This is a genomic window from Rhodophyticola sp. (genome assembly GCF_965284195.1).
Classification (GTDB): domain Bacteria; phylum Pseudomonadota; class Alphaproteobacteria; order Rhodobacterales; family Rhodobacteraceae; genus Rhodophyticola.
In genome coordinates, this window is sequence record NZ_CBDIRM010000001.1 from 788893 (window position 1) to 808426 (window position 19534).

Here is a 19534-nt window from a genome sequence, read left to right on the forward strand (position 1 = left end):
AGCAAGAAGGTGCCCGTTATGTCCGCTCTGTCCCGCCCCGAATTTCACAACGAAGAAGCCGCCTATGCCTACGTGGAAGCGCGGGTCTGGCCGCATGGTGCAACCTGCCCAAAATGCGGTGAGCGCAAGCGCGTAAGCAAGATGGGCGGCAAGTCCACCCGGATCGGCGCTTACAAGTGCTACAGGTGCCGCAAGCCCTTCACCGTGAAGGTGGGCACCGTCTTTGAAAGCAGCCACGTCAAGATGCATCTCTGGTTGCAGGCCATTTACCTGATCTGCGGTAGCAAAAAAGGCATTAGCAGCAATCAATTGCACCGTATTCTTGGCGTCACCCTCAAAACTGCATGGTTCATGTCGCACCGTATCCGTGAGGCTATGCGTTCGGGATCCATGTCGCCCTTCGGTTCCGGCGGCGGGGTTGTGGAGGTCGATGAGACCTTCATCGGTAACGAGCCGCACCGCCCACGCGGCATTGCGGGATATGGCCATAAGAACAAGGTACTGGCACTGGTGGACCGTTCCACCGGGCGTTCCAAGAGCGTTGTGGTCAAGGACCTGCGCAAAGACACTCTGATCCCGATCATTCTGCGCAACGTCTCGCGTGAGGCGCACATCATGACCGATGAGGCGCGCCAGTACCAAGCACTCCATGAGGACTTCGCGGGCCACGATTCTGTGGATAACAGCAAGAGCGAGTACGTCCGGGGCGAAATCCACACCAACACCATCGAGGGCTACTTCTCGATCTTCAAGCGCGGTATGCGCGGCGTGTATCAGCACTGCAAGCGTAAACATCTGCATCGCTATCTCGCAGAGTTTGATTTCCGCTACAGCAACAGGCAGGCTAATGGCATTGACGACACCCTGCGGACCGATCTGGTCCTTGGGGGTATCAAAGGCAAACGCCTGACCTACCAAACGATTGGTTTCTGATGCCGAAGAAGAAAAACGAGGAAAGCCAGAAAGAGCAGTCAGACCGCTTCCGGGAAGCGGTCCGAAAGCTCGTGGCCGCTGGCGAACTAAACCCCACCGAGGCTGAGGAGGCGTTCGAGCGGGCAATGATTGACATTGCCCGCAAATCTCAAGCGAACTCATGATTTGTATCCAGAGTTACAAAAGGGGTGCGAGACTTGAGCGTTTGACGGTCTGGCATCCCCATCGTCGCGCTTCCGCTTAATGTGATCTACACCTATTGAATTAGAATGGATGAGCCCGCCACAAATACCACACCGAACTCCATTCTTTTGCAGCTCTTTTACATACGCAAAAGATTTGGTTCCCGAACTAAAGGTTTTGCGGCGTCCAGTTCCTCTTGACGGAGCCGGAGAAGATAAGAAGGAAAACTGTTCACTTTCCGCAGCAGCCCCGCTTAGTATCTCTGGCGTTGTTTTTCCAGAAGCAAGCTGATCGAAAACATACTTGAGGAACTTTTCAATCGCTGGTCGGCTTCTAGCCCCTGAGCCAAGGTTTTTTACCAGAAGAGTAAAGGCCTCTTTGTGCCCCAGCAAAAAGTCCTCAAAGTTTCTCCGAACCCGCGTAAAGTCATCCAGCTTCTTGTCTTTTTCCAGGTTTTTGACAAACTGGATGACCGCAAGAAATGCATTTGGCTGAAATTGCCCTCCGCGGGTATAGAAATACACAAGCGGGTGCAGGCCCAATGATTTAGGCTTGTCAGTAGAAATCAGCTCAAGCGAGTCTTGCACTCGCCGCAACATCTCAAGTGTTTCTTCTCCATCTGGGTCTTCCGGGTCCTTTCTGGTCTTTGGACTGATTTCGTTAACTACGTTTACAAACTCAAACAGAAAAGGAAGTGTGCTATAGCCTTTTCCTCCAATGGGAACATCAGCTGTCTTGATAACACTTCCAGACAGAGAGGGCTTATATAGAATATCGTTGATTGATCGTCCAAACGACTCAATTTCTCGCTGTGTCGCGGCATCAAAATGTCCCCAATACTTATGACCAGAACCACTTCGATTTATTGCCCTGGTTGATATGGCATTTGCTGACGATCTCGATCTTAATATCCTCTTTTCGATTGGATTAACTGGTGTTGGCGCTTGGTTTATCTTGAAAAACGACTTTTCCGCGCCTTCCGCGTTTTCTGCAGGCACCCATTGAACAACAAAAGAATTCGACGCTAGTGCCCCCAACCGGTTCTTGATTTTTTCATCAGCATAGGCAGGCGACTTAGCAGCTTCTTTATAAGAGCTATATGAGCCTACGCGCTCATTCATAAGTGATCTTGTCTTTTCGGCGATTTCCACCTGCTCAACCGGAACTTGGTTTTCTAAAAACTCCCTTGATCGGCGCTTATCCCCATAATCGTCGTACACCCAAGCAAGCATTGCGCTAATTCTGTGCGCGCCGTCTATGACAAATACGAATTGTCCAGACCTCCAAAGGATCACCGCTGGAACCAAATCCCCGTCCAGAAACGCCTCCACAAGGTCAACTATTTTCTGAGGGTTCCAATTTGCAGTTTCTCTTTGAAAGTCAGGCTTTCTGAGGCTGGAAACAAAAAAATCATCTGATAGCGTTGACAAGCTAATAGACGACATTGAACTTCCGGCTGATAGACCGCTTAACGTAGCAAAATCCTCGCGCGGTATCAGGGCGTCCAAATATACCTCGTTTGCTGCCATTTCGAACGCTCCTACGAATCTCGGTTGACTAGTCATAGCCTACCTCCTTCGTTGCGCGGGGCACAATGGGTACGGCAAGTATAACATCGCCATCCGCGGCCTTCAAGCCGGCGAGAGCAAAAGCGGGGCCAGATCGCCCAACCGGCTGCCGGGGGCGGTCAGCCCGATGAGACCCCGGCAGAGCGCCTCGCTGCGGGCCCGGCCCAGAACCGGCGCCGCAAGCCCGGTGAACTTCGCGGCGATCTCGGCCTCGCTCAACGGGCGGCGCCTGTCGCCGCGGGCATGGGTGTCGCCCGAGGCCAGACTGCGCCCGTCGGTCGTGATGATACGGATATCGGCCATCCGGCAGGCCGGAAACGTGGCGTCGTGACGGGCCGCGCGGGCCACGTCGATCCGGCGGTGCATCGCGATCACGTCGGCATCGGCAAGCCCGCGCCCCGAAATCTGCTCCAGTCCGATCGTCCCGTGAACAAGATAGGCGGCGAGGGCGAAGGGCAGGGAATACTGCGCCTGCGACGTGGTCCGCGGCAGGCCCGGAAACAGGGCCACAGCCTCGGCAAAGCTGTTGACCTGCACATGGGCGATATCCCCGGGGCCAAGCTTGTGGGCCAGCATCACATCGCGGGCCGCGTCAATCGCGCCATGGGCCCATCGGCAGATCGGGTAGGGCTTTATGTACTGATCCTCCACCAGCCAGTTGCGCCCCAGATCGGCCCAGAATTCGGGCGCGTCCTCCACCGTCACCGCAGGCGCGCCGGTAAATCTCTTTTCCGCCAGAACCGCCGCGGAGAGGCCCGCCAACGTGCCCCAGCCGGACCCGTCATGCAGCATCGTGGGGTTGGCGATCTCGCGCATCATCTGGCTGCGGGGACCGTGATATTCGGCAATGCCCAGCCCCTCGCGCAGCATCGCCGCCCCATGGCCGCGCATCCGTGCCGCCATCGCCGCGACGCCAAGCGCGTTCCAGGCCCCCGATGTGTGATAATCGCAGGCGGTCGCATGCAGCGCCTTGCCCGCGCGGCCCGCGACCTCGTAGCCCACCACAAGATGGGCCAGCGCCTCGGGGCCCGTCATCTCCGGCGCCCGCTGCATCAGCGCGCAAAAGGCCGCCACCGCCGCCACCCCGATATGGCCCTTGCAGGGATTGTAGCCGTCATGGGCATCCAGATTGTCGATCTGCGTGGCCGCGGCATAGCCCGCACCGGCAAGGCTGACCGGTCGCCCGTCGAACATCATCCGCGCGGTCAGGGCCGGATCGGCGCTGCCATAAAGGGCGCAGGCCGTATCGCGCGCGATGATGCCCGCCTCCATCGGGCCCGCGGCGGCGGCCACGCCGACCGTATCAAGCAGCAGCCAGGCTGCGCTTCGCAGGGCGCTGGCGGGCATGTCGGCGGCGGGCCGGTCCAGCACGAAGGCGGCGATATGCGCGAAAGTCCGGCTCATGGCCCATAGCGGCATGCGCCTCTCCGCCAGTCTCGCAATGAAAACGGGGTCTCACGCATAAATATTCTGGCCCATGGGGCGAATTGCGGGTTTCATGTGCCGCACATGGCAAGAAGGCGCCCGGCCCCCGTGGAACACCGACCCTACCTGAATCACCTCCGCTCCTTCGAGGCGGCGGCGCGGCACCTGAACTTCACGCTCGCCGCGGAGGAGCTGAACTACACCCAGGCCGCGATTTCCAATCACGTCCGCTCGTTGGAGGAGTATCTCGGCAAACCCCTGTTCATCCGCCACGCCCGCAGCCTTGAACTGACCGGTCCGGGGCAGGCCTATCTGCCCGGCATCCGCCGCGCGCTGCTCCAGATCGAGGACGCGACCGAGGCCATCATCGCCCGGACCCATGACCAGACGGTGGTGATCTCCTGCCCGATCAGCCTGGCCGAGAACTGGATGGCGGCCCGGGTCGCGGCGTTTCTGGCGGATCATCCCGATTTCACGATCACCCTGAACGGAACGGTCTGGGGCGACCGGATCGGCGAGGTTGCCGATCTGACCGTCGCGATCAAACCCCGGGACGAGGTTCTGCCCGGCGACGCGCTGCTGGCGCCCGAGCGTCTGACCGTGGTCTGCGCCCCCGGATACACGGTCGCCGGAGAGGTGTTGTGCCGGCCCGGGCAACTCAAGGGGGCCGGGCTGATCCATATCCTGACCCGGCAGGATTGCTGGGGCGCGGTCGCCGCGGGGCTGGATCTCGACGATCTGGATCTGCACGGGGGCGTGCGGTCGAATTCCTCCAACGTCGCGCTGGAACTGGCGGCGAACGGGTTGGGCTGCGTGGCGGTTCTGCGGTCGCTCGCCGAACCCTATCTGGCGCGCGGCGTGTTGACCGAGCCCTTCGCTTGCGCCGTCGACAGCCCGTGGAACTACTACCTGACCCGCCCCGCCCGGACCCTGAAGCCGCCTGCCAGACGTTTCCGCGACTGGTTGCTCGACGGCAACGGCTGATCTCATCCGCGCAGTCTCAGCCCCTCGGGGTCGAACGGCGGCGCGGGCAGCATCCGGGCCCGGTGCGGGCGCCCCAGCACGTGGATCTCCACCACATCGCCCGGCTGCGCCGTCCCGGCCCGCGCGAAGCCAAGGGCGAGGGATTTGCCCGTATGGGCCGAATACGCCCCCGAGGTGACCCGCCCCACACCGGTGCCGTCCGGCAGGAAAATCGGTTCTCCGCCGCTGGCATCGGCATTGTTCACCGCGTCGATCTCGAAGATCGACAGGGTCTCGCGCGGCGACGTCCCGGCCAGCGCAACATAGGCGCCCTTGTGCAGGAAGTCCTTGTCCAGCTTGATCAGCCGGTCCAGCCCCACTTCCTGCGGCCGGTATTCGGGGCTGTATTCGCGGCCCCATGAGCCGTATCCCTTCTCGATCCGCAACGCGCCGAGCGCGCGGCTGCCGACCGGGCCGCCGCGCATGTCGCGCGCGGCCCCGATCAGGGCACGGTACAGGGCGGTCTGCTGCTCCTCCGCGCAATGCAGCTCCCATCCCAGATCGCCGGTGAAGGACACGCGCAGCGCCACCACCGGCACACCGGCCACCACCATCTGCCGCGCCTGCATGAACCCGAAGCCCGCGTTGGACAGATCCTCGTTCGTCAGCCGTTGCAGAAGCTCGCGCGATTTCGGTCCGGCGACATTCATGCCGCAAAGCGCATCGGTCCGGTTCTCGAAGATGGTGCCCTGCGGCAGCGGCACCATATCGAAAAACCGCCGGTGATAGCGTTCCGCCAGGCCCGAGCCGATCATCATGAAGCGGTCCGGGGCCAGTCTGCTGACGGTGAAATCGCCCGCCACGCCGCCCCGCACCCCGATCAGCGGCGCAAGGCAGGCCCGCCCCACAACGGACGGCACCCGATTGGCCAAAAGCGCATCCAGCCAGTCCTGCGCGCCGGGCCCCCTGATCTCGTAGGTGGCGAAGTTGGAGATGTCGAGCACGCCGACATGGGTTCGCAGCATCCGGACCTCGCGGCCGACCGGTTCGAACCAGTTTTGCCGCTCGAACCCGGTCGTTTCGGTCACACCGGGTTCATCGGCGAACCACAACGGATGTTCCCACCCGCAATTCAACCCGAACACCGCGCCCATGGATTTCTGCACCTCATAGGCGGGCCGCAGGCGGGCAGGGCGGCCGGCCGCGCGTTCCTCGTTGGGGAAATGTATCGCGAAGCGGTTGGCATACTGGTCCCGCACCCGCGCCTTGGTGAAGGCCTTGCCGGCCCATGGGCCGAACCGCGCCAGATCCCAGCCGAACATGTCCAGCCTCGGCTCCCCCTCGATCATCCATTCCGCCGCCAGAAGCCCCAGCCCGCCGGATTGGGAGAAGCCCGGAATGATCCCGTTGCAGCAGAAGTAACCCCGCAGTTCCGGCACCGGGCCGAAGAGCGCCGCGCTGTCGGGCGACCAGATCATCGGCCCGTTGATCACCCGCTTGATCCCCGCCGTCGCCGCAACCGGCACCCGCGCCATCGCGCGCATCACGTTGTCCATGATCCGGTCCAGATCGTCGGCGAAGAGTTCATGGCCGAAGCCCTGCGGCGTGCCATCCTCGGCCCAGAACCGCATGTCGCGCTCATAGGCGCCGATCAGCAGGCCCTGACCTTCCTGGCGCATGTAGTATTCGCCGTCCCGGTCCGCGACCGAGGGTAGGCGACGGCCCTGCGCGGCCACTTCGGGGATGGTTTCGGTGACGAAATACTGGTGCTCGGTCGGGATCAGCGGCAACTCCAGCCCGGCCATCGCCGCCACTTCCCGGCCCCAGAGCCCGGCGGCATTCACCACCCAGTCCGTGCGGATAGACCCTTTTGGCGTCTCGACGATCCAGGACCCGTCGGGCTGCGGCACCGTGGCGGTGACGGGCGTGAAGCGGTGGATCTCCGCGCCCCGTGCGCGGGCGCCCGCGGCATAGGCCATGGTCACGCCGGACGGATCCACATTGCCGCCATCGGGTTCGTACATGATGCAGCGGATACCGTCGAAATCCACCAGCGGGTGCAGCCGCTCCGCCTCGTCCCGGCTCACCGCGTGGAAATTCATCCCGTAATAGCGCGCCTTGGCCTCCTGAAGCCGCAACTGGTGTTCCCGCGCCTCGGTCTGCGCCAGATAGAGCGAGCCCGGCTGAAACACGCCGCAACCCTGGCCGGTTTCCGCCTCCAGCTCCTTGTACAAGCCCATCGTGTAATGCTGGATCCGGCTGATATTGGTGCTGTCGTGAAGCCCGTGAATGCCGGCCGCCGCATGCCATGTGGACCCCGATGTCAGCTCGTCCCGCTCCAGCAGGATGACGTCGCGCCAGCCCAGTTTGGCCAGATGGTAAAGGATCGAACAGCCGACCAGCCCGCCGCCGATCACCACGGCCTGTGCATGTGTTTTCATCGCGCGCCCGTCCTCTTCGCCCCTGGCCTTCAGGCCCGGGCTAGAGGCTTGGCCGGATCACGGCAACGAAAAAACCTTATGGGAATGACCCCGCTTTTTCGGGGTCATCGGCTCAGAGTGGCAGGATCTCCACCAGCGCGCCGGCCTTCAGCGGCGGCTGATGCGGGGGCAGGACCAGAAGTGTGTCCGCCTCCGCCAGCCGCGTCAGAAGGGAGCTGTCCTGCATGTCGACGGGCGTCACTTCGGGCAGCTCAGCCCCGTGGGACAGGCAGGCGCGCATGTAGTGCTCCCTCGGGCCGTTCGCGGGCAGATCCACGGCCAGCCGGGCGCGGCTTCGGCGGCGCTCGCCCGCGGGCAGGCCAAGAAAGGCGCGCAGCATCGGTACTATGAAGAGATGCCCGCAAACCATTGACGAAACGGGATTTCCGGGAAGGCCGACCAGGGCCGACCCGGCCAGCCGCCCGGCCATCAGCGGTTTGCCCGGACGCATGGCGATCTTGTAGAAGGACCGCTCCAGCCCCATCGCCTGCGCCACCTGTCCGACAAGATCGTGATCGCCCACGGACGCGCCGCCGATCGTCACGATCAGATCGGCGCCCGCGGCCAGACCCAGCACCTGTTCCAGGCTTTCATGCGTGTCCCGCGCGATGGGCAACAGCCGGGCCTGCCCGCCCTCGGCCTCGATCACGGCCTTCAGCCCATAGGTGTTCGACGCGATGATCTGGTCGGGCCGCGGGGTCTCGCCGGGCTGCACAAGCTCGTCGCCGGTGGCGATCAGCGCCACATCGGGGCAGCGGGTCACCGGCAGGCGGGGGTGGTTCATCGACGCCGCCAGCGCGATATCGGCGGGCGACAGGCGGCGCGGCGCCTCGATCCGGTGCCCCTCGCGGAAATCCACGCCGGCCGCGCGGATATGCAGGCCCGCATCCAGCTTGTCGCCAAGCGTGATCCGGTCGCCCTCGCGCTGCACATCCTCCTGAATAACGATCCGGTCGGCGCCTTCGGGCACCGGCGCGCCGGTGAAGATCCGCAGCGCCTCGCCCGCGCCGATCCTGCCGGGCCACATATGGCCCGCGGGGGCCTCGCCCACCACGGTCAGCCGCGCGCCCGGCGCCACGTCCGCGCCGCGAACCGCATAGCCGTCCATCGCCGAGGCCGCAAAGGGCGGCTGGTCCCGCCGGGCCAGCACCGAGCGGGCCAGCACCCGGCCCGCCGCCTCGCTCAGCGGCACGTCCTCCACCTCCAGCGGGCGGGTCAGGGCCAGGCAATGGGCCAGCGCCTCGGCGACGGAAATCACGGGTCGGCCTCGAAACGCCCGGATTTGCCGCCATCCTTCAGAAGTACGCGCAGCCCGCCGATCTCCATCCCCCGATCGACGGCCTTCAGCATGTCATAAACCGTCAGCGCCGCGGTGGAGGCCGCGGTCAGCGCCTCCATCTCGACCCCGGTCTGCCCGTTGGTCTTGACCGTCGCCACGATCCGCACCCCGGGCAAGGCGGGGTCCGCCACCAGTTCCATGGAGACCTTGGTCACCGGCAGCGGATGACACAGCGGGATCAGATCGGCGGTGCGTTTGGCGCCCATGATGCCCGCAAGCCGCGCAACCGCCAGCACGTCACCTTTCTTGGCATTGCCTTTCTCAATTAGATCAAGGGTTTCGGGCAACATCTTCACCCAGACCCCGGCCTTGGCAACTCGGGCGGTTATCGGCTTTTCGGACACATCGACCATATGGGCCTGCCCGTCGCCGTCGAAATGCGTGAGTTTCGGCATCAGAACCGCGCCGTCAGCGGGTTGGCCAGCAGGTTGCGGGTCGCTGTGGCCACATCCTCCTGCCGCATCAGGCTCTCCCCGATCAGGAAGCAGCGCGCACCGTATTGCGCCATATCGGCCAGATCCTCCGGCGTGGATAGCCCGCTTTCGGCGACCACCAGCCGGTCATCGGGGATCATCCGCACCAGCCGCCGGGTCACATCCAGAGAGGTCTCGAACGTGTTGAGATCCCGGTTGTTTATGCCGACAAGGCGCGAGTTCAGATGGCTTGCGCGATCCAGTTCCGCTTCGTCATGCACCTCGATCAGCGCATCCATTCCCCAATCGGCCGCGGCCGCCTCCAGTTCGCCGGCCTGCCCGTCATCGACACTGGCCATGATGATCAGGATGCAATCGGCACCAAGCGCGCGGGCCTCCGCCACCTGATAGGGGTCATAAAGGAAATCCTTGCGCAGCACCGGCAGGTCGCAGGCCTCCCGCGCGGCCACCAGAAACTGGTCGGCACCCTGAAAGCTCGGCCCGTCGGTCAGCACGCTCAGGCAGGTCGCGCCGCCCGTGGCATAGGCCTGCGCAAGGGCGGGCGGGTCGAAATCCGCGCGGATCAGGCCCTTGGACGGGCTCGCTTTCTTGATCTCCGCGATCAGGCCGTAGCCTTCGCGCGCCGCCGCGCTCAGCGCTTCGGCGAAAGGGCGGACCGGCGGGGCGCTGCGGGCCTCCGTCTCGACCGACTCAAGCGGGCGTTCGGCCTTGCGGCGCGCGACCTCCTCCAGCTTGTAGGCTTTGATCTTTTCCAGAATCGTCGGCGTTGTCATGAGCTCTCCGATGTGATGCGGGCCAGGGTCTCCACGGCCTGCTTCGCCTTGCCGCTATCTATGCTTTCCCGTGCGATTTCAACACCCTCCAACAAGGTCTCCACCTTGTCCGCAACGATCAGCGCCGCCGCCGCGTTCAGCAGGACCGCATCCCGGTAGGCCCCGGTTTCGCCCGCCAAAAGCGCGCGCAGCGCCGCGCCGTTCTCCTCGGGCGTGCCGCCCAGAATGTCGCGGAGCGGATGCACCGGCAACCCGGCCTCTTCGGGATGCACCTCCCGGGCGGTGATGTCGTCCCCGTCCAGGACCGCCACGGATGTCGGCCCGCTGATCGAAATCTCGTCCGTGCCGTCGGCGCCATGCACCAGCCAGGCTTTCTCGCTGCCCAGATCCTGCAGGGTTTCGGCCATGGGAAAGATCAGGTCGATGGCGAATGCGCCCGTCAGTTGCCGCTTCACGCCCGCGGGGTTGGTCAGCGGCCCCAGAATGTTGAAGATGGTCTTCGAGCCAAGTTCAAGGCGCACCGGCATCACATGTTTGATCGCCGGATGGTGCATCGGGGCCATCATGAAGCCGATCCCCGCTTCGGCGATGGCGCGTTCCACGATCTCGGGGCCGACCATGACATTGATGCCCATCTGGCCAAGCGCGTCCGCGGCGCCGGATTTCGAGCTGAGGTTCTTGTTGCCGTGTTTCGCAACCGGCACACCGGCCCCCGCAACCACGAAGGCCGTCGCGGTCGAGATATTCAGCGTGCCCATGCCGTCGCCGCCGGTGCCGACGATATCCATCGCCCCGTCCGGCGCGCGCACCTTGATGCATTTGTCCCGCATCACGGCGGCGGCGGCGGCATATTCGGCGACGGATTCGCCGCGCGCCCGCATCGCCATCAGCAGCCCGCCGATCTGCGCCGGCGTCGCGGCCCCCTCGAACAGATGCTCGAACGCGGCGCGCGCCTGCGCCCGGCTGAGCGGCCCTTCGGAGGCCGAATAGATCAGCGGCTTCATCGCGTCGGTCATGCAGGCTCTCCGATCCGGGCGCTGTCGAGGAAGGTGCGAAGCATCCCGTGCCCGTGTTCCGAGCGGATGCTTTCGGGGTGAAACTGCACCCCTTCTATCGGCAGATCCCGGTGGCGCAGGCCCATGATCGTGCCGTCGGCCAGTTCCGCCGTCACCGTCAGGCAGTCCGGCAGATCGTCGCGCGCCACCACCAGCGAGTGATAGCGCGTCCCCAGAAGTGGGGAGGGGAGCCCGGCAAAGACACCCTCGCCCCGATGCAGGATCTGGCCCATCTTGCCGTGCACGATCTCCGCATGCTGGACGACGCGGCCGCCAAACGCCTGCCCGATCGTCTGATGGCCCAGACACACGCCCAGAAGCGGGGTTCCCGCTTCCGCCGCCGCCCCGGTCAGGGCCAGACAGATGCCCGCCCGGTCCGGGTCGCACGGGCCCGGGGACAGCACGATCGCCCGCGGCTTCAGCGCCATCGCCTCCTGCACGGTCAGCGCGTCATTGCGCGCAACCTGCACATCGGCACCCAGTTCCCCAAGGTAATGAACCAGATTATAGGTGAAACTGTCGTAATTATCGATCAAGAGCAGCATGTTGCCCAGGCCTTTCCGAAAGGGGTCGAAGGCGACGCGCGCCCGCGTTATACATGTTCAACAGCCGCGCGGCAGGGTCAAGGGACCGGGCAGGGACGGTGCGTGATAGCGGATGAGGAGCGGAATGGGCAGAGGTGTGGTGACCGGGATGCTGCTGGGGGTGCTGTTCGCGGCGCTGTTTCTTGCGATATTGTCACTCAGCGCCCCGCTTCCGAACCGCTCCGGCGGCGTGAACGATGCGCCATCCGCCCCTTCGGGCACACCGGTTCCGGAAGAAACTGCCGGCGCGGAGACGGCCCCCGCAGCGGTCGCGCCCGCGCCCGAACAGCCCGGGAGCGAACCGCCCGCCGACACGACGCCCGCCGATCCCGCGCCCACGCCCGCCGATCCCGCCCCTGCGGAGGACGCGCCCGCGGATCGACCGGCCGCGTCCGCAGATACCGCGACCCGCACCGGGCCTGCCGACAACGTGCCGCTGCCCGCAGGGTCCGAGTTCAATCGCCCGCCGCCCGAACAGGCCGCGACAGTGCCCGCGCCTGACAGCGCGCCGGTTTCCGCGCCGCCGCAAGGCAGCCCGGCCCCCGCGCCCGATACGCTGGCGGCCTCACCGGTGCCCGACACGGCGCCTGCGCCGCGCCCCACAGGGACGGCCGCGCTGGATCTGCCGCAGGTGCAGAGCCCGGTGCCCGACACGTCCACCCCCGAGGTGAGCGATACAAGCGCCGATCCCCTGGCCCCGCCGCCGGAATTGCAGCCCGCCCCTCTGGGTCTGCCGCAGATCGACACCGACCCCGGCACGCCCACGACCATGCCCGCCCCGGCCCCGGAACTGCCGGAAGAGCCCGCAACCGGCGCTCCCGCGGCGGGCGAAGAGACCGCGCGCGCCGCGCCTGCGCCTACCGTCACACCGGCGCCGCCCGCGTCGTTCCGCCCCGCGCTGCCGCGGATCGGCGACGCGGCCGATGCTTCCGAACCGCAGGCGGCCGAAACGGCGGCGGGGGTGCCCGTGCCCGATCCGTCCGAGGGGGAGGATCCGCGCCCCGCGATCGAGGCCTATGCCGCGCCTTTCGACCCGTCGGAAACCCGCCCCCTGATGGCCGTGATCCTGATCGATGACCCGGCCTTCGGTTCCGACAGGTCGGTGCTGCTCGATTTCCCCTTTCCGGTCAGCTTTGCCATCGACCCGACCGCCCCGGGCGCTGCCGAGAGCGCCGCGGCCTATCGCGCCGCCGGGTTCGAAGTGCTGATCCTTGCCGGGATGCTGCCCGATGGCGCTGCGCCCTCGGATGTGGAGACGGCGCTGGCCGGTGCTCTGGACGTGTTGCCCGAAACCGTGGCCCTTCTCGATACCGACCAGAACCGCGTGCAGGGCGATCGCCCGGTGCTCGATGCGGTCGTCGCCGCGCTGGCCGATACCGGCCATGGGCTCGTGGCCTATCCGCGCGGTCTGAACGCCGCCGAGCAAAGCGCTGTCCGGGCAGGGGTGCCCGCCGCGACGCTTTTCCGTCAGATCGACAGCGAGCGGGAGCGCGCCACGGTCATCACCCGCTATCTGGACCGCGCCGCCTTCGCCGCCGGACAGGAGGGGCGCGTCATCGTCGTCGGGCATACCTATTCCGACACGGTGACGGCGCTGTTTTCCTGGGCGCTTGGCGATCGGTCGGAAAGCGTGGTGATGGCGCCCGTGTCGGCGGTGCTGACGCGCTAGCAAACGCGGGCTCCGAAGAAGGGCCGCGCGAGCCGATCTCAGCCGTTGCCGCGCGATGTGAACATCGCCGCATCTTCCGCCGCCTTGCGGATGGCGCGGGCCTTGTTCACGGTCTCTTCGAACTCGGCCTCGGGGTCGCTGTCATGGACCACGCCGCCGCCGGCCTGAATATAGAGCTTTTCATCCTTCACCACGGCGGTGCGCAGGGCGATACACATATCCATGTCGCCGCCGGCGGAGAAATAGCCGACACCGCCGCCATAGATGCCGCGTTTTTCCGGCTCCAGCTCGTCGATGATCTCCATCGCGCGCACCTTGGGTGCGCCTGACACCGTGCCCGCGGGCAGCCCGGCCAGCAGCGCCGAGAGCGCATCATGCTCCTCCGACAGCTCGCCCACCACGTTGGAGACGATATGCATCACGTGGCTGTAGCGTTCGACGATGAATTCCTCGGTCGGGCGCACCGTGCCGATCTTCGAGACGCGGGCAGTGTCGTTCCGGCCCAGATCCAGCAGCATCAGATGCTCGGCCAGTTCCTTCTGATCGGCCAGCAGATCGGCTTCCAGCGCCTTGTCCTCCTCGGGCGTGGCACCGCGCTTGCGCGTGCCCGCAATGGGCCGGATCGTGACCTCGCCGCCGAAAACCCGCACCAGGATCTCGGGGCTGGCACCCACCACCTGAAACGGCCCGAAATTGAAGAAGAACATGAAGGGGGAGGGGTTGGTCCGCCGGAGCGCGCGGTAAAGCGCGAAGGGCGGTTCCGGAAACTCCTGGGTCCAGCGCTGCGAGGGGACGACCTGAAAGATGTCGCCCGCGCGGATATAGTCCTTGGCCCTTGCGACCGCGGCCAGATAATCGGCCTTGGTGAAATTCGAAACGGGCTCCGCCATCGGCGCCCTCGCGCCCATTTCGCGGGTCGCGCCCACGGGCGCGCGCTCCAGATCGCGCAGCGCGTCGGACACCCGCTCGGCGGCCTGCGCATAGGCCGCGCGCGCCGACAGGCCGCCCGAAACCCAGGCCGGCGACACCACCGTCACCTCGCCCTTCACCCCGTCCAGAACGGCAATGACCGACGGGCGCATCAGCACCGCATCGGGCAGGCCCAGTGGGTCGGGGTTCACATCCGGCAGATGCTCCACCAGCCGGATCATGTCATAGCCCAGATATCCGAACAGGCCCGCGGCGGCGGCGGGCAGATCGTCGGGCATGTCGATGGCGCTTTCGGCCAGCAGCGCGCGCAACGCATCGAGCGGCGGCGCGTCGCAGGGGGCAAAGGTATCGCGGTCGTAGCGGGCGGTGCGGTTGATCCGCGCGGTGTCGCCCCGGCACTCCCAGATCAGATCGGGTTTCAACCCGATGATCGAATAGCGCCCACGCACCTCGCCTCCGGTCACCGATTCCAGGATGAAGCTGTCGCGGCCCGCATCGGCCAGCTTCATCATCACCGAAACCGGCGTATCCAGATCCGCGGCCAGCCGGGCATGGACAAGCTGATTGCGCCCCGCCGCCCAGCCTTCGGCGAACGCGTCATATGTGGGGATCAGCGCCATGCCTCAGGGGAACTGGGCATGGACGGCATTGATGACCGACGGGCTCAGCGAAATGCCCACATCCGCCTCCAGCGCCTGACCGAAGCTCTCGAACACGTCCTGCGCGATGGACTGGCGGACCTGCTCGGAAATGAGCGCCAGCAGCGCCTCGGCGCCGGGGCTGCCACGGGCGCCGGAATTGATCTCGTCCAGCCGCGCGATCACGGCGAAATCCGCGCCCGGGATCACGGCGGTATCGCCCGGCGCGTCAAGCTGGAAGATCTGCGCAACCAGCGTGGGCGGCATGTCCGGGATGAAATCCTGACGCCGGATCTGAACCTCCCGGCTCACCGCCGGCCCCAGATCCTCAAGTGCTGTGCCCCGCGTCAACCGGCCGACCAGCTCCTGCGCATGGGCGGCCAGCTGTTCGCGCCGATGCCGCGCCAGCCAGCTTTCGGCCACCTCCTCGCGGATCTCCTCCAGCGGCGGCAGCGCCGGGGGGATCACCTCGTCCAGACGGATCGCGAACAGCCCGCCATCGGACAGCTCCAGCAGTTCCGGGAAATCGCCCTCCCGCGCCGCCGCGGCGGCCTCGCGGAAGGCGTCGTAGCCCGCGATCCCTTCGTCGGAGCCGGGGGACCACTCGATCGTGCCCAGCTCCATCAGCGTATCGCCGGCCAGTTCCTCAAGGGTTGCGCCGCCGGCCAGCAGGTCGTCCACATCGCTCCGGATATCGTCGATCGCCCGGCGCGCGGCCTCCGCGGCCAGTTCGGCGCTCAGATCCTCCTCGGCCTCCTCGAAGGGCACCTGCGTGGCATCCAGCACCGCGTTCACCCGGAAAATCGCGGGGCCGAAGGCGCTTTCCACCGGCCCGATGATCTCCTGCTCCTCGGTCCCGAACACGGCCTCGGCGGCGGCCTCGCTCAGATCCGGCGCGGCCACTTCGCCCATATCCACATCTTCCAGCGTCAGACCCCGCGCCGCGACCAGATCGTCATAGCTCGCCTCGCCGGCATCCAGCGAGGCGCGCGCGGCCTCGGCCTCTTCCAGCGACGGATAGACCAACCGCTCCAGCAGCCGCCGCTCGGGCTGATTGTACAGCTCCGCGCGTTCCTCATAGAGGTCGCGCAGCGCCTGCTCGTCGATCTCCATGTCGTCCATGATCATGCTGGGCCGGACCCAGGCATAGGTGATCGCCCGCGCCTCGGGCCGCATGAAGCGCGCCTCGTTAGCGGCGTATTCCGCCTGCAGGTCGTCCTCGCCCGGCGCGGCCAGCCCGGTGGGCAGCTGCGCCTCGGTCACGCGCAGCACCGAAAAGTCGCGCGTTTCGGTCTGGTAGGCGGTCAGGGCCTCGGCGAATATCTCGGGCGCCTGAACCCCGCCCACGACCGCGATCTGCAACAGCGAGCGGGCCACGTCCTCGCGCACATTCTGTTCGAACTCCGCCGGGGTCAGCCCGGTTTCGCGCAGGGCGAATTCATAGGCCGCCCGGTCGAACCCGCCCTCGGGCGTGGCGAACCCGCTGGTTTCCCGGATTTGCCGCGCAACCTCCAGATCGCCGATCGAAAGGCCCATTTCCTGGGTTTCGTTGGCCAGCGCCGCCCGCGCGATCAGCCCGTCCAGCACGGCGCGGTCCAGCCCCTGCGCCGTCAACTGGTTCAGGTTCACCGGCCGCCCGGTCTGGGCCACCTGCGCGCTTATCTCCCGCTGGAGCGCGCGCGCGTAGTCATTAGCGGTGATCCGGGCGGAGCCGACGCTGCCCACCTGGCTGGCGGAGCCGCTGAAACTGGTGATCCCGAACCCGGTCAGGGCAATCATCAGAAGGCCCAGAATGATCCAGACAAAGATGTTGGAGGCTTTCTTGGCGGTACCTTTGACCATCGCGGATCATCCCCTCCCATGGGCGTTGTTTGGCTTGATCTACGCGCTGCGGGGCAGGGGGGCAAGAGGTGGCTAGAGCGTAACGCCGGCCAAACGGTCCACCACCTGCGCCAGCCCCTCCGCATCGGCATTGGCAAAGGCGATCCGCAGGCTGGCCTCCGCCTGCCCGTCGCCGCCTTCCGCGCGGGTCGGGCCGAACATGGTGCCCGGCAGCACCAGAATGCCGGCCTTGCCCACCAGCGCCTTCGCCACCGCGTCCGACGGACGCGCGAAAGGGTGGCGCGCATAGGCGAAATAGGCGCCGCAGCCCAGCAAATGCCAGCCCGGCAACCGCTGGAAGCCCGCGATCAGCGCATCGCGGCGGCGCAGGATCTCCAGCCGTTCGCCGTCCAGCCAGTCCCCCAGATTGCGCATTCCCCAAAGTGCGCCGATCTGGCCGATCTGCGGCGGGCAGATCGCGACGGTGTCGAGAAACTTCTCCACCTCCACCAGCCGCGCGGGCGAGGCCATGACCGCGCCCACACGGTGTCCGGTCAGCCGGTAGGCCTTCGAGAAGGAGTAGAGATGGATCAGCGTCTCGTCCCAGTCGGGATCGGCGAAGAGGTCATGTGGTGCGCCGGTCTGCGAATGAAAATCGCGATAGGTCTCATCCACGATCAGGGCCAGACCGTGCCGTTTTGCCAGATCGCGGAAGGCGCGCAGAACTGGGGCGGGGTATTCGACCCCGCCGGGGTTGTTCGGGCTGACCAGAATGATCGCGCGGGTCCGCGCGCAGACAAGGGCCGCCGCCGCCTCCGGGTCGGGGATCAGGTCGTCGCCGGTGGCCAGCAGCTTGGCCTCGACCCCTTCCATGTCCAGCCACATCTTGTGGTTGAAATACCAGGGCGTCGGCAGGATCACGGCATCGCCCGCGCCCGCGATGGTGGAAAGCGTCGCGGTGAACGCCTGGTTGCAGCCCGCGGTCACCGCGACCTGATCGGGTCGGATCGTCCCGCCATAGGCCGTGCTCCACTGCCCGGCCAGTTCGGCGCGCAGCTCGGGCAGGCCCAGAACCGGGCCGTACAGATGGCTCTCCGGCCGGTTCAGCAGCGCCTCGGCCATCGCTTGGCGAAGCGGCTCCGGCGGCGGCGCGACGGGGGCGGCCTGGCTCAGGTTGATCAGCGGGCGATCCTCGGGAAAGGTCACGCCGTCGATCCAGCGCCGCGCCTCCATCACCGGTGGGGCGATCGTCCTTGCGTATCGCGGGTTTATCGGTGTCCCACTCATTGCGTCCCTATCCCCAGATCGTGGCCCTGCCTGTCGGGGCGCGGGTTCGATGGCGCTCTGGTCCCCTCCGGGGCCGTCGCACGCGCCTGCCGCGCCCATGGCTGCACTCACACCGGTGGCCTGCCGCTGCCGCGCGCCTTGGCGCATGGGAGCCCGTCCGCCCGGTCGCTTCAGAACGGTATTTCGTCATCCAGATCGCTGGCGCCGCCAAATCCGCCCGCGGGCGCGCCGCGATCGTCCGGCGGGCCGCCGCGATCGTCGCCATACCCGCCACCGCCGCCGCCGCCACCCCCGCCGGAGCCGCCGTCGCGCCCGTCAAGAAACGTCATTTCGCCGGCATAGGGCCGCAGCACCACTTCGGTGGAGTACCGGTCCTGCCCGGATTGATCCTGCCATTTGCGGGTTTCCAGCTTGCCCTCGATATAGACCTTCGACCCCTTGCGCAGATACTGCTCGGCCAGCCGCGCAAGATTCTCGTTGAAGATCGCCACCGAATGCCACTCGGTCCGCTCGCGCCGTTCGCCGGTGGTGCGGTCCTTCCAGGTTTCCGAGGTGGCGATGCGCAGGTTGCAGACCTTGCCGCCATTCTGGAAGCTGCGCACTTCCGGGTCGCGGCCAAGGTTGCCTATCAGGATCACTTTGTTGACGGAACCGGCCATATCACCTCCTGGAAAATCGTCGCACGAATCTGCATCTGATCCAGAGTTAGACCATCCGAATTTGGTGAATGGAAGGTGAATTGCCCGGCCCGGGCACGCTGGTACTGGAAATGGCGGCGGGTTTCCGTATTATGCGCGCGTTGGTTCGGGGCGTCACGGGGGATCGGATAGCCATGGGGGACAGAGGATTTGCGGCGCGTCTCGCGCTGATCGGCGGGGCCATGTGCCTTGTGGCAGGCACCGCGCTGGCCGATACGCAACGCGACCGGTTCAGCTCCGCAACGCGGCTTCTGGACAACCGCGCCTCCACCCAATACGCGGCCTCGGTACGGCTGACCCCCAATTACACCGAAAGCGCCGGCAGCGCCTCCACCGTCGTGCCCCGCTGGACCGGCAGCTATCGCGGCCCCTATCTCGATCTGGCCCGCGCCGCCGCGCGGCGTCACGGAATTCCCGAAGACCTGTTTCTGCGGCTGGTCAGTCAGGAAAGCAACTGGAACCCCGATGCGGTCAGCCATGCGGGCGCCATCGGTCTGGCGCAGTTGATGCCCGGCACGGCGCGCATTCTGGGCGTGAACCCGCGCGATCCGTCGCAGAACCTCGATGGCGGCGCGCGGTATCTGGCGGAGCAATACCGCGCATTCGGGTCCTGGCGGCTTGCGCTGGCGGCCTATAACGCGGGCCCCGAAGCCGTGACCCGGCACAATGGCGTGCCGCCGTTCCGCGAAACGCGGAACTACGTGCGCGTGATCCTGGGCAGCAGCTGAGCCCGCCGCGGGAACCGCGCCTGTCC

Annotated in this window: 17 protein-coding genes; 5 read left to right on the top strand and 12 right to left on the bottom strand. The window is 66.0% G+C overall.

Features of this window, described 5'->3' with window-relative positions:
- The first annotated feature begins 18 nt into the window (after positions 1–18).
- Both ACQ651_RS04005 and ACQ651_RS04010 read left to right on the top strand, forming a co-directional pair.
- On the top strand, positions 19–933 hold the full coding sequence (locus ACQ651_RS04005; RefSeq protein WP_430448420.1) for an IS1595 family transposase: 915 nt from the start codon (positions 19–21) through the stop codon (positions 931–933).
- A complete protein-coding gene (locus tag ACQ651_RS04010; protein ID WP_430448422.1) occupies positions 933–1097 on the top strand; it encodes a hypothetical protein in 165 nt (54 codons plus the stop codon). Before ACQ651_RS04005 ends, ACQ651_RS04010 begins: the two co-directional genes overlap by 1 nt.
- Here the strand turns inward: ACQ651_RS04010 and ACQ651_RS04015 are convergent.
- Together ACQ651_RS04015 and ACQ651_RS04020 are read right to left on the bottom strand one after the other, a co-directional pair.
- The gene (locus ACQ651_RS04015) at positions 1092–2681 is read right to left on the bottom strand and encodes an HNH endonuclease (RefSeq protein WP_430448423.1); all 1590 of its coding nucleotides are present in this window, start codon (positions 2679–2681) and stop codon (positions 1092–1094) included. The two genes, ACQ651_RS04010 and ACQ651_RS04015, sit on opposite strands and share 6 nt — an antisense overlap.
- Positions 2682–2747: 66 nt before the next feature.
- Positions 2748–4103, bottom strand: a complete 1356-nt coding sequence (locus ACQ651_RS04020) for an MmgE/PrpD family protein (RefSeq protein WP_430448425.1) — start codon at positions 4101–4103, stop codon at positions 2748–2750.
- A gap of 114 nt (positions 4104–4217) precedes the next feature.
- On the opposite strand from ACQ651_RS04020, the gene ACQ651_RS04025 reads away from it, so the two are divergent.
- Complete coding sequence (locus tag ACQ651_RS04025) at positions 4218–5093, top strand: LysR substrate-binding domain-containing protein (protein ID WP_227285432.1); 876 nt, start codon at positions 4218–4220, stop codon at positions 5091–5093.
- A gap of 2 nt (positions 5094–5095) precedes the next feature.
- On the opposite strand, the gene ACQ651_RS04030 is transcribed toward ACQ651_RS04025, so the two are convergent.
- The 6 genes from ACQ651_RS04030 to ACQ651_RS04055 all read right to left on the bottom strand — a co-directional run bounded on the left by ACQ651_RS04030 (position 5096) and on the right by ACQ651_RS04055 (position 11698).
- On the bottom strand, positions 5096–7513 hold the full coding sequence (locus ACQ651_RS04030; protein WP_430448427.1) for a GcvT family protein: 2418 nt from the start codon (positions 7511–7513) through the stop codon (positions 5096–5098).
- Between the two features lie 112 nt (positions 7514–7625).
- Complete coding sequence (locus ACQ651_RS04035) at positions 7626–8810, bottom strand: molybdopterin molybdotransferase MoeA (protein ID WP_430448429.1); 1185 nt, start codon at positions 8808–8810, stop codon at positions 7626–7628.
- A complete protein-coding gene (gene moaC, locus ACQ651_RS04040; RefSeq protein ID WP_430448430.1) occupies positions 8807–9286 on the bottom strand; it encodes a cyclic pyranopterin monophosphate synthase MoaC in 480 nt (159 codons plus the stop codon). Before moaC ends, ACQ651_RS04035 begins: the two co-directional genes overlap by 4 nt.
- On the bottom strand, positions 9286–10098 hold the full coding sequence (gene trpC / locus ACQ651_RS04045; protein ID WP_227285436.1) for an indole-3-glycerol phosphate synthase TrpC: 813 nt from the start codon (positions 10096–10098) through the stop codon (positions 9286–9288). Before trpC ends, moaC begins: the two co-directional genes overlap by 1 nt.
- Positions 10095–11114: an anthranilate phosphoribosyltransferase gene (gene trpD, locus ACQ651_RS04050; RefSeq protein WP_375552665.1), complete on the bottom strand. Its 1020-nt coding sequence runs from the start codon at positions 11112–11114 to the stop codon at positions 10095–10097. Before trpD ends, trpC begins: the two co-directional genes overlap by 4 nt.
- Complete coding sequence (locus ACQ651_RS04055; protein WP_430448432.1) at positions 11111–11698, bottom strand: anthranilate synthase component II; 588 nt, start codon at positions 11696–11698, stop codon at positions 11111–11113. Before ACQ651_RS04055 ends, trpD begins: the two co-directional genes overlap by 4 nt.
- Before the next feature lie 124 nt (positions 11699–11822).
- On the opposite strand from ACQ651_RS04055, the gene ACQ651_RS04060 reads away from it, so the two are divergent.
- On the top strand, positions 11823–13406 hold the full coding sequence (locus ACQ651_RS04060; RefSeq protein ID WP_430448434.1) for a divergent polysaccharide deacetylase family protein: 1584 nt from the start codon (positions 11823–11825) through the stop codon (positions 13404–13406).
- 38 nt (positions 13407–13444) lie between these two features.
- On the opposite strand, the gene trpE is transcribed toward ACQ651_RS04060, so the two are convergent.
- From trpE to ssb, 4 genes are all read right to left on the bottom strand, one after another.
- Complete coding sequence (gene trpE / locus ACQ651_RS04065) at positions 13445–14956, bottom strand: anthranilate synthase component I (protein WP_430448436.1); 1512 nt, start codon at positions 14954–14956, stop codon at positions 13445–13447.
- Positions 14957–14959: 3 nt separating this feature from the next.
- Complete coding sequence (locus ACQ651_RS04070) at positions 14960–16816, bottom strand: SurA N-terminal domain-containing protein (protein WP_430448438.1); 1857 nt, start codon at positions 16814–16816, stop codon at positions 14960–14962.
- 72 nt (positions 16817–16888) lie between these two features.
- Positions 16889–18082 carry an aminotransferase gene (locus tag ACQ651_RS04075; RefSeq protein WP_430448440.1) on the bottom strand — a complete coding sequence of 398 codons (1194 nt, stop codon included), beginning with the start codon at positions 18080–18082 and terminating at the stop codon, positions 16889–16891.
- A 170-nt stretch (positions 18083–18252) separates the two neighbouring features.
- On the bottom strand, positions 18253–18741 hold the full coding sequence (gene ssb / locus ACQ651_RS04080; protein ID WP_375552660.1) for a single-stranded DNA-binding protein: 489 nt from the start codon (positions 18739–18741) through the stop codon (positions 18253–18255).
- Between the two features lie 173 nt (positions 18742–18914).
- Between ssb and ACQ651_RS04085 the strand changes: the two genes are divergently transcribed.
- Positions 18915–19508 (top strand): lytic transglycosylase domain-containing protein, encoded by a 594-nt coding sequence (locus ACQ651_RS04085; protein ID WP_430448441.1) that lies wholly within the window; start codon positions 18915–18917, stop codon positions 19506–19508.
- The last annotated feature ends 26 nt before the right edge of the window (positions 19509–19534 follow it).